This is a genomic window from Jeotgalicoccus sp. ATCC 8456, assembly GCF_016313225.1.
GTDB lineage: Bacteria > Bacillota > Bacilli > Staphylococcales > Salinicoccaceae > Jeotgalicoccus > Jeotgalicoccus marinus.
In genome coordinates this window covers 1,681,968-1,694,216 of record NZ_CP066224.1, presented here as the reverse complement: position 1 = coordinate 1,694,216, position 12,249 = coordinate 1,681,968, and the positions used below count along the sequence as shown (strand labels likewise).

16 protein-coding genes and 1 other annotated feature (1 of these 17 cut by a window edge) are annotated in these 12,249 nt (G+C 38.7%); all 16 genes read right to left on the bottom strand.

Going from position 1 to position 12,249, the window contains the following annotated elements; genetic code table 11:
* Window positions 1–17 (bottom strand) — a sequence feature (ribosomal protein L10 leader region); it reaches 128 nt to the left of the window's first position.
* Between the two features lie 44 nt (window positions 18–61).
* A complete protein-coding gene (gene rplA, locus JEM45_RS08780) occupies window positions 62–760 on the bottom strand; it encodes a 50S ribosomal protein L1 (protein ID WP_026866149.1) in 699 nt (232 codons plus the stop codon).
* A gap of 59 nt (window positions 761–819) precedes the next feature.
* The gene (gene rplK / locus JEM45_RS08775; protein ID WP_026866150.1) at window positions 820–1,245 is read right to left on the bottom strand and encodes a 50S ribosomal protein L11; all 426 of its coding nucleotides are present in this window, start codon (window positions 1,243–1,245) and stop codon (window positions 820–822) included.
* Window positions 1,246–1,392: 147 nt separating this feature from the next.
* Complete coding sequence (gene nusG, locus JEM45_RS08770) at window positions 1,393–1,932, bottom strand: transcription termination/antitermination protein NusG (protein WP_026866151.1); 540 nt, start codon at window positions 1,930–1,932, stop codon at window positions 1,393–1,395.
* Between the two features lie 18 nt (window positions 1,933–1,950).
* Complete coding sequence (gene secE, locus JEM45_RS08765) at window positions 1,951–2,127, bottom strand: preprotein translocase subunit SecE (RefSeq protein ID WP_026866152.1); 177 nt, start codon at window positions 2,125–2,127, stop codon at window positions 1,951–1,953.
* 17 nt (window positions 2,128–2,144) lie between these two features.
* Window positions 2,145–2,282, bottom strand: a complete 138-nt coding sequence (rpmG, locus tag JEM45_RS08760) for a 50S ribosomal protein L33 (protein ID WP_084145681.1) — start codon at window positions 2,280–2,282, stop codon at window positions 2,145–2,147.
* Between the two features lie 10 nt (window positions 2,283–2,292).
* Complete coding sequence (locus tag JEM45_RS08755; RefSeq protein ID WP_198687309.1) at window positions 2,293–2,949, bottom strand: RNA polymerase sigma factor; 657 nt, start codon at window positions 2,947–2,949, stop codon at window positions 2,293–2,295.
* A 63-nt stretch (window positions 2,950–3,012) separates the two neighbouring features.
* Window positions 3,013–3,537, bottom strand: coding sequence for an NYN domain-containing protein (locus tag JEM45_RS08750; protein ID WP_235678858.1), 525 nt, complete (start codon window positions 3,535–3,537; stop codon window positions 3,013–3,015).
* 1 nt (window position 3,538) lies between these two features.
* Window positions 3,539–4,279, bottom strand: coding sequence for a 23S rRNA (guanosine(2251)-2'-O)-methyltransferase RlmB (rlmB, locus tag JEM45_RS08745; RefSeq protein WP_026866155.1), 741 nt, complete (start codon window positions 4,277–4,279; stop codon window positions 3,539–3,541).
* Entirely contained in the window at window positions 4,276–4,677 is a 402-nt protein-coding gene (locus JEM45_RS08740; RefSeq protein WP_198687308.1) for a Mini-ribonuclease 3, read from the bottom strand. Before JEM45_RS08740 ends, rlmB begins: the two co-directional genes overlap by 4 nt.
* The gene (gene cysS, locus JEM45_RS08735; protein ID WP_198687307.1) at window positions 4,670–6,064 is read right to left on the bottom strand and encodes a cysteine--tRNA ligase; all 1,395 of its coding nucleotides are present in this window, start codon (window positions 6,062–6,064) and stop codon (window positions 4,670–4,672) included. The genes JEM45_RS08740 and cysS overlap by 8 nt, the downstream gene beginning before the upstream one ends.
* On the bottom strand, window positions 6,048–6,704 hold the full coding sequence (gene cysE, locus JEM45_RS08730; RefSeq protein WP_026866158.1) for a serine O-acetyltransferase: 657 nt from the start codon (window positions 6,702–6,704) through the stop codon (window positions 6,048–6,050). Before cysE ends, cysS begins: the two co-directional genes overlap by 17 nt.
* A gap of 248 nt (window positions 6,705–6,952) precedes the next feature.
* The gene (gene gltX, locus JEM45_RS08725) at window positions 6,953–8,404 is read right to left on the bottom strand and encodes a glutamate--tRNA ligase (protein ID WP_026866159.1); all 1,452 of its coding nucleotides are present in this window, start codon (window positions 8,402–8,404) and stop codon (window positions 6,953–6,955) included.
* Window positions 8,404–8,889, bottom strand: a complete 486-nt coding sequence (gene ispF, locus JEM45_RS08720; protein WP_026866160.1) for a 2-C-methyl-D-erythritol 2,4-cyclodiphosphate synthase — start codon at window positions 8,887–8,889, stop codon at window positions 8,404–8,406. The genes gltX and ispF overlap by 1 nt, the downstream gene beginning before the upstream one ends.
* 1 nt (window position 8,890) lies before the next feature.
* Window positions 8,891–9,565 carry a 2-C-methyl-D-erythritol 4-phosphate cytidylyltransferase gene (gene ispD, locus JEM45_RS08715; protein WP_026866161.1) on the bottom strand — a complete coding sequence of 225 codons (675 nt, stop codon included), beginning with the start codon at window positions 9,563–9,565 and terminating at the stop codon, window positions 8,891–8,893.
* Window positions 9,562–10,614, bottom strand: coding sequence for a PIN/TRAM domain-containing protein (locus tag JEM45_RS08710; protein ID WP_026866162.1), 1,053 nt, complete (start codon window positions 10,612–10,614; stop codon window positions 9,562–9,564). The genes ispD and JEM45_RS08710 overlap by 4 nt, the downstream gene beginning before the upstream one ends.
* 32 nt (window positions 10,615–10,646) lie before the next feature.
* Entirely contained in the window at window positions 10,647–12,026 is a 1,380-nt protein-coding gene (radA, locus tag JEM45_RS08705) for a DNA repair protein RadA (RefSeq protein WP_026866163.1), read from the bottom strand.
* Between the last annotated feature and the right edge of the window lie 223 nt (window positions 12,027–12,249).

The following is a 12,249-nucleotide window of genomic DNA, read 5'->3' as shown; positions in this document are numbered from 1 at the left end:
AATCTTTAAAATTTACAAGTGTAAATATACCTCGTATACCTACACTTGTCAATATCTATTTTTAAACAGTTCTAATTACATTAGGGTCTACTGTAACGCCAGGGCCCATTGTGCTTGAAACTGTAACAGATTTAAAGTAAACACCTTTAGAAGAAGATGGTTTAGCTTTTTCTAAAATATCGTGAACAGCTTTAAAGTTGTCTACAAGTTGCTCATCAGAGAATGAAACTTTACCGATTCCAACGTGAACAATACCTGCTTTTTCAGCACGGTATTCAACTTTACCAGCCTTGATTTCTTCAACTGCTTTAGTCACGTCCATCGTTACTGTACCAGTTTTAGGGTTAGGCATTAAACCTTTAGGTCCTAATACGCGACCAAGTTTACCAACTTCACCCATCATGTCCGGTGTTGCAACGATAACGTCGAAATCAAACCATCCACCGTTAATTTTTTGTGCTAGCTCAGCTTCACCAACGTAGTCAGCGCCTGCTGCTTCTGCTTCTTTTGCTTTGTCGCCTTTCGCAAATACTAATACACGCTGTGTTTTACCAGTACCGTGTGGAAGTACTAGTGCGCCACGGATCTGTTGATCATTTTTGCGCGTATCAATACCTAGACGGAATGCAACATCAACTGAAGCGTCAAAGTTTACAATAGAAGTTTCTTTTGCAAGCTTGACTGCTTCTTCAATTGAAAATGTAGAGTTTTGATCAAACTTTTCTAGAGCAGCTTGATACTTTTTACCTCTTTTAGCCATTTATATTCCTCCTTGTGGTTATAGCGGGGTTAATCCTCCCACGACCGTATTAATACTTATTATTTTTCGACAGTGAAGCCCATGCTTCGTGCTGTACCTTCAACCATACGCATTGCTGCTTCAACAGTTGCCGCGTTTAGGTCTTCCATTTTCGTTTCTGCGATTTCACGAACTTGAGCTTCTGTAACAGTTGCTACTTTGTTCTTGTTAGGCTCTCCAGAACCTTTTTCAGTACCAGCTGCTTTTTTAAGTAAAACTGCTGCTGGTGGAGTTTTTGTGATGAATGTGAATGAGCGATCTTCAAATACTGAAATTTCAACAGGGATAATTAAACCTGCTTGCTCTTGTGTACGCGCATTGAATTCTTTACAGAATCCCATGATATTTACACCTGCTTGCCCTAGTGCTGGACCTACCGGTGGTGCCGGGTTAGCCTTTCCTGCAGGGATTTGCAATTTCACAACATTAATAACTTTTTTAGCCACGATGTTGCACCTCCTCATAATCGTGATGTGGTCACAGGATGTTTAGATTTCATCCTCCCACTCATAAGTCTTTATACAAATAAAGATGGCCGCAATTTTGCGACCATAAAAGTATAGCATATTAACCTGTAATTTCCAAGTGGAAAATTAAAGTTTTTCAATCTGATCAAATTCAACTTCAACCGGTGTCTCTCTACCAAACATCTCAACAAGTACCGTTAGCTTATAACGTTCCTCGTCAATCGATTCAATCACACCCGTTTGATTATTAAACGGTCCTGAAACGATGTTAATGGATTCACCAACTTCAACCTCAACATCCACAATTTTCTCACTCATACCCATCTGACGAAGGATAAATTTCACTTCTTCTGGTAAGAGTGGGTTTGGCTTACTACCCGCACCTTGTGAACCAACAAAACCTGTAACTCCTGGTGTATTACGAACAACATACCAAGACTCATCCGTCATGACGAGCTCTACTAAAACATAACCAGGGAATGTTTTCTTCATTGCCGTCTTTTTCTTACCATCTTTTATAGATGTTTCCTCTTCTTCAGGAATAACGACACGGAAAATTAGATCTTGCATATTCATTGACTCGAGGCGCGCCTCTAAGTTTGCTTTTACTTTGTTTTCATAGCCTGAATAAGTATGTACTGCATACCACTCTTTGTCTAGAGACATTATACCGCTCCTTTAAAATTACATTAAATCAATTAGTGCTGTGATACCCAGATCAAGCACATAGAAAAACACTAAGAAAAATACAACTGTCACTACAACTGTTGTCGTATAACGGACGACTTCCTGACCAGTCGGCCAGCTGACTTTTTTCATCTCGCTGACGACATTTTGGAAGAAGTTCTTATTATTATTCATCAATCGTTCCTCCTGAACTATATAGAACTCTTATGCGTTGTATGCTTATTGCATTTGGGGCAAAACTTTTTCATGATGAGTCTCTCTGTGTGGGTTGGTCTGTTCAATGAGTAGTTACGAGACCCACATTCACTGCAAATCAGTGCAATTTTCATCTTAAAATCCTCATTTCAATTCTAATATACTATATCGATTTGAAGCGTTGTTGTCAACAATACTGTGTAAATCTTCAACCTCACCAAACTTTATTTTCAACCGATGAACTGTGTTTTTCACAGACTTTAGACCACACTTTAAAATACTCGCTATTTCTTGAACGGAATATCTTTCTAAAAAAAGTTTTAGTACGTATTTTTCACGAGTGGATAAGCTTTCTACAGCAGATAAGTAGTCTTCTGCCCTTTCCTTTAAATGAATACCTGCTAATGCATCCGAATGTGTACTATCAAAGATAGTTTCAAGTAATGGCTCCCAGCTGTTCCATGCTCCAGGATTCACCACTATCTTGTTATACATTTTAAAACGTATAGAACGAAGCGCATAGTTCATAAAATGACCGCGTTCATAATCATATCTAAAACACATCATAAACGCCTCGATCATCATATCTTGAACCAGGTCATCTCGATCATATGACGTTATTTCATATTTAAATGACATTCTTAATATATGAGACCTAAGCAGTTTATCAACTGTATCAAAGGCAGCATAGTCACCGTTCTTCACACGGCAAGCAGCTCTATCTAAATCTTCTAAATCACTATCTTTGTAACTTGTACGCCTTTCCAACACTAAATGACTAGAAACCTTGATCCTATACAATCGATTCCCCTCCAACCTTTAGTTAACCTAAATATAAGTTGGAGGGGGGATATCTTCAAGTTGTCAATTTTCTCCCCGTCGCAGTTTTTCCATTTCTGCAAGTATTTCATCCGAAATATCCAATTTTGTCCTAGGCAGTTTTTCATTTATTGCCTTAATTCTTTTACTAATATTTTTATCTGCCTCGGACAAGTTCAACCACATTTCTCTCGATGAGATTCGGTAAGCTCCATAAGCAAAGATTGCATTTTGTTCAGTTAAGTCACTCGTTACTACACTGATATCACATAGAAATGGATGGTAATTATCATAGACAAATCTTTCGATAAATTCGTCTGCCGTTTCTTTTTCTTTCGTGTAGACCACTTCAATACCGTAATAATCCATCACGGCTTCTTTGCTTTTGACCTCGTAAGCATCAAAGACGCAGATAATCTCATAATTCTGAACTGCTTGGTATTCGCTCAATAGCTTTAATACTTCATCTCTTGCGAGTTGTAGAGACATCTGCGCTTCACGGTATAAATCAGAATTTGCCCCAATTAAATTGTAGCCATCGACGAGTAATACCCTTCTTTTTTTACGCACATTAACCACGCCCAAGTGGGTTTTGCTGCCTGTATACCTCATACATTAAAAGTGCAGCTGAAACCGAAGCATTTAAACTCGTTATTTCTCCTGCCATCGGGATACGAACGACAAAATCACATTTCTCTAGCGTCTTCTTACTGATACCTTCACCTTCGCTACCGATTACTACTGCAGTGTTCCCCTTAGCATTAATCTCACGATAATCCGTTTGTCCTGTTCCATCCGTACCAACAAGCCAGAAGTTATGCGCTTTTAAGGTATCGATTGTTTGGTTGATATTAGTCACTCTAATTACAGGTACATATTCAATCGCCCCTGTGGAGGTTTTTGCCACTGTATCTGTCAATTGCACTGAACGACGTTTAGGAATAATGACCGCATCAAAACCAGAAGCATCACAAGTTCTTATGATTGACCCTAAGTTATGCGGGTCTTCAAGCCCATCTAAAATAATAACATTTGCTGTTTTCCCCTCAACATTTTCTAAAAAGGTCTCAAGTGGCATATATTCATGCGCACTAACCATCGCCACAACACCCTGATGACGTTCTTCAGTCATGCCATCAATCTTATTTTTCGGCACCATAGAAACAACAATCTTTCTCTCTTTAGCGAGATCTAAAATTTCTTTTAGCTGTTGCTTGTTTGCTGTGTCCTGAACGTATACCTTGTTTATATCTGCATCTGTACGCAGTAGTTCTCTAACAGCATGACGTCCTGCAATTACTGAACCTGTCAAATGCCTTCACTCCCATCTGTAATTATAAGTTTCATAAGTTCATCTACTCTGTCAGTCTCTCCAGTCAAGGTTAAATACCCAATCAATGCCTCTATACCAGAAGCATTTCTATATTCTTGAATCGTTGCGTTCTTCGCTCTGGTTTGACTCGATTTATTACGCGCTTTTCTCGCAATGTCCCACTCATCTTCGGTGAGCACGCCAGTATTTTTCAAATAGTGTAATGCAGTTGCTTGCGCCCTAGCTCTAACCAACTTATTGGCCGCTTTGTGCAGGGCATCCGGTTTTGAATAAGGTTCATTTTCAATTAAATGCTCACGGACTTTAACCGCATAGACCGCGTCACCTAAAAATGCAAGCGATAGTGATGGAATTCTATTAATATCTATATTATCCACGTTTAAATCTCACGCCATCTTTAGTGTCTTCTAGGATAATTCCTTCATTTTTCAAGTTGTCTCTAATTTCATCAGCGCGTGCAAAATTCTTATTTTTTCTGGCACTTTCTCTTTCTTCAATCAGCGCTTCTATTTCTTCATCTAGGAGTACATCTTTACGTCCTAAACTGACACCTAGTACTTGTGAGTATGCATCAAAGGTTTCGATAAACTTCTGTAGAACTGCCTTGCAAGTTGCTGGACGGCGTAAGTATTTGTTCAACTCACCCGTCAACTCATGCCATGCGGTAATGGCATTAGCAGTATTGAAATCATCGTCCATATGACTTTCAAATAATTTAATATTATCATCAATAAGCTCAAGCACTTTACCATCAGATGCTTCATCAACCGCTTTTTCAAGACGTTCAAGTGCATGATGGTAGCTATCTTGAATACGTTCTAAACTACTTCTTGCTGCATCAACTAATTCACGGTTATAGTTAATTGGATTTCTATAATGCACACTGATCATAAAGTAGCGAAGCACATTAGGCTCAATCTCCTTAATAATGTCATGCACAAGAATGAAGTTCCCTAAAGACTTAGACATTTTCGTATTATCAATATTGATGTACCCGTTATGCATCCAATAATTCGCAAACGTTTTGTCTGTCATACATTCACTTTGAGCAATCTCATTTTCATGGTGAGGGAAAGTTAAATCTTGACCACCAGCGTGAATATCTATCGTGTCTCCAAGATGACGACGGGCCATAACTGAACATTCAATATGCCAACCTGGACGACCTTTTCCCCAAGGTGATTCCCAGCTGATTTCTCCTTCTTTCGCTTGTTTCCAAAGAACGAAATCTAGTGGATCTTTTTTCTTCTCACCCGCTTCAATCCTCGCACCGACCTTCAAGTCATCAACTGATTGTTGAGACAATTTTCCGTAGTTATCAAATGAACGTGTTTTAAAATAAACATCACCATCTGATTCATAAGCATGCCCTTTATCGATCAATATTTTAATAAATTCGATAATATCAGGCATGTGATCGTGCACGCGTGGATGGACTGTTGCTTTCTTAACATTTAAAGCACCTGTATCTTCAAAGAAAGCTTCGATAAAACGTTCTGCAATCTCTGGCACTGTCTCACCAAGCTCCTTAGATGCCTTTATTAATTTATCATCTACATCCGTAAAGTTAGAGACGTATTTCACATCATAACCTTTGTATTCCAAGTATCGACGTACTGTATCAAAAGCAATTGCTGGTCTTGCATTTCCAATATGAATATAGTTATACACTGTCGGACCACAAACATACATGCTGACTTTACCTTCTTGTAATGGTACAAATTCTTCCTTTTTTCTAGTAATTGAATTATATATGCGAACCATCTTTTACCTCACTCCCTACTTCTCTTCTGAAGTTATTAATATCTTTTTCAAGTTCCAATAATTTTTCAAACAGCGGATCTGGTATATCTCTATGATCGAAATTATTATGCTTTCTTATGCGCTGGCCATGCTGCTTAACGACGTGACCAGGAATTCCGACCACTGTGGAATGAGCTGGTACATTCTTTAATACAACAGAATTCGCTCCAACATTTGAGGACGCTCCGATGCGGATGTTTCCAAGTACTTTAGCCCCTGCAGCAATTAACACGTTATCATCAATATCAGGGTGTCTTTTATGGTCTTCTTTACCCGTTCCACCGAGTGTTACCCCTTGGTAGATTGTCACGTTATTACCAATGTTACATGTCTCACCAATCACTACACCCATACCATGGTCAATAAATAGACGCTTGCCGATATTCGCTCCTGGGTGAATTTCTATTCCTGTCATAAACCGTGTGACTTGCGAAATTACCCGGGCAATAATTTTAAAATTTTTCTTATAGAACCAATGCGCAACTAAATGCGCCCATACTGCGTGAATTCCAGAGTAAGTAAAGAATACTTCTAGCCGATTCTTTGCTGCTGGATCGAGCTCTAACACCATATTCAAGTCGTCTTTCATTCTTTGAAACATCTGTACCCTCCTTCACATAAGTAATATAAAAGCGCCTCTGTCCATATTGGGACAGAGGCGCATAAGCACGGTTCCACTCTGATTTTACTCTTTAATATAAGGTTTAAAGTACGTAAAAGCGCAATTCTATAAGGTTTATTGTTATCCTTTTCACCAACCGGATAATCTCTACATGTCCAGAACCTTATATACTAAACTTTTAACACCCATATTATACTTCGTCACCGCACCATTTTCAACATTCCAGTTTATTTCAAGCGTTCAATTCTTTCTAATGCTGTTTCTTGACCAATCAATGAAATCGCATCTGGTAATTCTGGTCCTTTAGTTTCTCCAGTTACTGCGACACGAATTGGCATGAATAATTTCTTACCTTTTATACCTGTTTCTTTTTGGACAGCTTTGATTTCAGCTTTAATTGCTTCAGGCGAGAAGTCTTCCATCGCTTCAAAATGGCTATACAGTGCCGTCATCAATTCATTTATATGATCTTGTTCTAGCACTTCTTTCGCATCTTCATCAAATTCAACATGGTCTTTAAAGAACTGTGCTGATAACTCAGTAATCTCAGCAGCATAGCTCATCTGTGGTTGGTATAAGGCAACAAGCCTACGCGCCCAGTCCAACTCTCTATCATCTGGGTTTTCTGAAACCTTCCCTGCTTTTTGTAGGAATGGTAGAGACATATCGAAAATTTCCTCAGCATTTTTTTGCTTCATGTACTGGTTATTAATCCACATTAACTTTTGATTATCGAAGAATGCTGAAGCTTTAGATAGACGATTTTCATCGAAATTATTAATCAATTCTTCCTTAGTGAATAGTTCTTCTTCACCTTCTGGAGACCAACCAAGTAAAGCAATGAAATTAAACATTGCATCTGGTAGATAACCTAATTCTTCATACTGTTCGATGAATTGGATAATTGATGCATCACGTTTAGATAATTTTTTCTTCTCTTCATTTACGATCAACGCCGTATGCCCGAACTTCGGTAATGGTAGGTCGAGAAGGTCATAAACCATCATTTGTTTTGGTGTATTTGAGATATGATCATCCCCACGTAAAACATGGGTGATTTTCATTTCATAATCATCAATGACAACCGCAAAGTTGTACGTTGGTACACCATCTTTTTTAACAATGACCCAGTCACCAAAACCATTAGAATCGAACGACACTTCACCTTTAACCATATCGTTGAAGGTATATGTTTTATCTCTCGGTACACGAATACGAATTGAAGGTTCACGACCTTCAGCCTTAAATGCTTCTTCCTGTTCAGCTGTAAGGTGCGCATGCTTTCCACCATACATCGGTGTCTGTCCATTTCTTAGTTGTTCTTCTCTTTCCGCTTCCAGCTCTTCAGAAGTCATGTAGCAACGATATGCAAGATCATTATCTAACAATTTCTGAATGTAAGGTGCGTAGATATCACCACGTTCAGATTGGCGGTAAGGTCCATAGTCTCCACCAACGTCGACACTTTCATCCCAGTCGATGCCCAACCATTTTAAATAGTTGAGCTGTGATGATTCACCTTCATCAACGTGACGTTGCTTATCAGTATCTTCAATACGAATTATAAAATCACCATCATAGTGGCGTGCAAATAAATAATTAAATAATGCTGCGCGCGCGTTACCGATGTGTAGGAATCCTGTAGGACTCGGTGCATATCTAACTCTAACTTTACTCATTATTTTGCCTCCTGTTTGTTAAGTAAGACTACCGCTTCACTTGCGATGCCTTCTTCTCTACCTGTAAATCCAAGTTTTTCAGATGTTGTTGCCTTGATATTAACATTCTCTATCTTTGTCAATAAAAGATCGGCTACATTCTGCCGCATTGTATCAATGTACTCTCTCAGCTTTGGTTTTTCTGCAATGACAACAACATCAATATTTCCAATTTCGTATCCTTTTTCAGTCATCATTTCGACGACTGCCGACAATAATTTCTTTGAGTCCGCATCCTTATATTGTGCATCCGTATCAGGGAAAAACTTACCGATATCTCCAAGGGCTAAAGCGCCGAGGATGGCATCAGTAACAGTGTGCAAGACGACGTCTGCATCCGAATGACCCTTCAAACCACGGTCATGTGGTATTTCCATACCACCTAAAATTAGTGGACGATTTTCATCAAAGGCATGAACATCGTATCCATGACCTATTCTCATCATATTAACCTTTCCCTTCAAGTATCAACTTGGCAAGCTGAATATCTTCAGCTGTCGTTATCTTAATATTATCATAGGATGATTCTGTTATATAGACAGACTCCCCGATTGCCTCTACCATCATAGAGTCATCAGTGACGTCAAGATGATGCTTTTTTGCATGTTCATAAGCTCTTTTTAAAATGCTTGCTTTAAATGCTTGGGGTGTATGTACAGAAATTATTTCCTGTCTCGGTAACGTTTCAACGACTTTATCATTTACAATTCGCTTTAAAGTATCTTTAACTTTTACCCCGCAAATGACTGCACCAGTTTCTTGAACCTTTTCTTTCAATCGTAGGATAATATCCTGACTAACAAATGGCCTCGCCCCGTCGTGGACAAAAATATATTCAGCAGAGTCTACATTAATTAATGCATTATAAATGCTGTCCTGACGTTCTTTACCACCAGTATGGATCCCTTTTACCTTAGCGACACTATGAAACAAGTCAGATACAACATCTCGTTCTTCCGCTCGGACAGATAAATGTATTGCTTCACAGTCCGGGTCTTCATCAAAAAATCTAACCGTGCGTGAAATAATAGATTCCCCGCCTATGTCTAATAAGACTTTGTTGTAGCCGAGGCCCATTCTAGAACCAAGTCCTGCTGCCGGAATAATTACTGTATACCTCATTTGTTTTTCTCTCTTTTCGCAAAGACGATACGTCCAGAATTTGTCTGCAGTACACTAGTTACAATGATTTTAACTGTTTGGTTAATCAATTGCTCTCCACGTTCGACAACCACCATCGTTCCATCTTCAAGGTAACCGACACCCTGGTTCTCTTCTTTACCAGTTTTGGAAATAAAGAGTTCAAAAACATCACCCTGTGCAACTACAGTTTTTATTGCATTAGATAATTCGTTCACGTTTAAGACTGGAATATCGTGGAGCTGACAGATTTTATTTAAATTATAATCCGTCGTTAAAATTGCACCGCCTTCTTTTTTGGCGATATCAATCAACTGTTGATCTACATCAAGTCTCTCATAAGTTACGGGTTCAATTTTTACGTTTTCATTATTGGTCTGTAACTTATTCAACATGTCTAAACCACGTTGCCCCTTTTCTCTTTTCACAGGGTCAGTCGCATCCGCAATAAGTTGCAGTTCATCCAAGACGAATTGTGGAATGACAATGTCTCCTTCTAAAAAGCCCGTTTCAACTACGTCGACTATGCGTCCGTCGATAATCACACTCGTATCGATAAACTTCGTCTTAGCTTCGGAAATCATTTTTTCCTTCGGGTTATTCTTTGGAAAGAAGTCCAGAACCTCACTGAACTTTCTCAAGCCGATAATGAAACCTAAGTAGCCAAAAACAACTGCCGACACAATCGGTACAATCTCTCCGACAAGTGGAATTTCTAAAGTATTAATCAATAGTGTGATTAGTACTGCAATCACTAAACCTAGTACCATTCCGAGTGTTGCAAAAACAATTTCGGTCAAACTTCTACTCAATAAATAACCTTCGCTTTTCTTCAAAAAGTTGTAAGCATGCTTGATTGTCCAGCCAAATAATAAGAAAAATAAAAGAATACCTAATAGGCCATATACAAGCACATTGTCTACTACTCTCGGAATATCAAACGGTAGCCAAACTGCTAGTTCTGGGAATAGCCAAGCACCTAATGATAAGCCAATCACTAAATAGACTGCATAGAGTAAGTATTTAAGCATCTTATCGCCTCCTCTCTTAAGCTTTTTTAAAATTAATCATTAAATTTTGTATGTCTCAATGCTTGTTTTAAAGTCTTAACACCCAACACTTCTAAACCATCAGGTACTTGGACCCCACTTAAATTGGACTGAGGAACAATAGCTCTTTTGAAGCCAAGTTTTGCCGCTTCTTGTAGCCTCTGTTCGATCTTTGTCACACGTCTGATTTCCCCAGTTAAGCCAACTTCACCAATGAAACAATCATCTCCTCGTACAGCAATGTTTTGAAAACTTGATGCAATACTGATGACTATACTTAAGTCTACTGCAGGTTCGTCTAATTTCACACCACCTGCTACTTTAATATAAGCATCATGTTGCTGCATCAGCAGACCTTCCGATTTTTCTAACACTGCCATAAGTAGCGATAGACGGTTAGTATCGATACCGGTTGCCATGCGTCTTGGATTGTGAAAGTGGGTAGGCGTAACAAGGGATTGTACTTCTACTAGCATCGCTCTCGTACCCTCCATAGTGGCAACAATAGCTGATCCTGGCGCATTTTTCGAACGTTCTTCCAAGAAGATTTCAGAAGGGTTTAACACCTCTTCTAAACCACTCGCTTTCATCTCAAAAATACCCATCTCATTTGTTGAACCAAACCTGTTTTTCACTGCTCTTAAGATACGATAAGTATGATGCTGATCCCCTTCAAAATAGAGTACAGTATCAACCATATGTTCAAGCAATCTAGGACCTGCAATCTGTCCATCCTTTGTGACATGTCCAACTATAAAGGTTGCAATATTATTGCCCTTAGCGATATTCATAATAGACTGTGTACTCTCTCTCACTTGTGCCACTGAACCTGGTGCGCTTGTAACGTCTGGGTGAAAGACAGTCTGAATTGAGTCGATAATCAAATAATCTGGTTGGATCTTTTTAATTTCATCATGAATATACAAAAGGTTTGTCTCACAAAAGACTGTTAAATTGGATGGTTTTGAGGTAATGCGGTCTGCACGCATTTTAATCTGCTCTAGAGATTCCTCCCCAGATACGTATAAAACGTTATGGTTTTCAGCTAGAATTAATGCAGTCTGTAAGAGAATAGTGGACTTCCCTATACCTGGGTCACCACCAATTAAAATAAGCGATCCATTAACAATACCACCACCGAGCACTCTATCGAATTCCCCAGAACGCGTAGTTGTTCTTGGTGTGACTTTCTTTTCAATGGTACTTAATTTAGATGCTTTACTACGCTCATCTATCTTATTTTTTCCGAGCGTCCCTCGACCACTAACGGTTTCTTTATGTACAATTTTTTCTTCAAGCTGATTCCACGCACCGCAATTTGGACATTTACCCATCCATTTAGGTGTTTCATAACCACATGCCATACACTCAAAAGTAACTTTTGGTTTTGCCATTCGTGTATACACTCCCCCATTGTATTTCTTTTACTATTGTATTATTTATCTACATGTTTTAAAAGGCTAAAACCTTACAGTTAAAGACTTTTATAGAATTTTGTTGAGTAATTCACAAAAGTAAAATTATATTACTAGTTATAAAATATCCCTCTTAAGTATTCACTTTTTAAGTGTCTACATAAGAGGGAATATATCATGAGTCAGAGATGCTTATTAAAAT

What these genes read in the sequence shown, in the direction of transcription:
- secE (WP_026866152.1), bottom strand. Translation starts at nt 2,127, where the DNA reads ATGAATAATAATAAGAACTTCTTCCAAAATGTCGTCAGCGAGATGAAA.
- ispD (WP_026866161.1), bottom strand. Translation starts at nt 9,565, where the DNA reads ATGAGGTATACAGTAATTATTCCGGCAGCAGGACTTGGTTCTAGAATG.
- ispF (WP_026866160.1), bottom strand. Translation starts at nt 8,889, where the DNA reads ATGATGAGAATAGGTCATGGATACGATGTTCATGCCTTTGATGAAAAT.
- rpmG (WP_084145681.1), bottom strand. Translation starts at nt 2,282, where the DNA reads ATGAAAATTGCACTGATTTGCAGTGAATGTGGGTCTCGTAACTACTCA.
- cysS (WP_198687307.1), bottom strand. Translation starts at nt 6,064, where the DNA reads ATGGTTCGCATATATAATTCAATTACTAGAAAAAAGGAAGAATTTGTA.
- JEM45_RS08710 (WP_026866162.1), bottom strand. Translation starts at nt 10,614, where the DNA reads ATGCTTAAATACTTACTCTATGCAGTCTATTTAGTGATTGGCTTATCA.
- nusG (WP_026866151.1), bottom strand. Translation starts at nt 1,932, where the DNA reads ATGTCTCTAGACAAAGAGTGGTATGCAGTACATACTTATTCAGGCTAT.
- cysE (WP_026866158.1), bottom strand. Translation starts at nt 6,704, where the DNA reads ATGTTTCAAAGAATGAAAGACGACTTGAATATGGTGTTAGAGCTCGAT.
- radA (WP_026866163.1), bottom strand. Translation starts at nt 12,026, where the DNA reads ATGGCAAAACCAAAAGTTACTTTTGAGTGTATGGCATGTGGTTATGAA.
- rplA (WP_026866149.1), bottom strand. Translation starts at nt 760, where the DNA reads ATGGCTAAAAGAGGTAAAAAGTATCAAGCTGCTCTAGAAAAGTTTGAT.
- gltX (WP_026866159.1), bottom strand. Translation starts at nt 8,404, where the DNA reads ATGAGTAAAGTTAGAGTTAGATATGCACCGAGTCCTACAGGATTCCTA.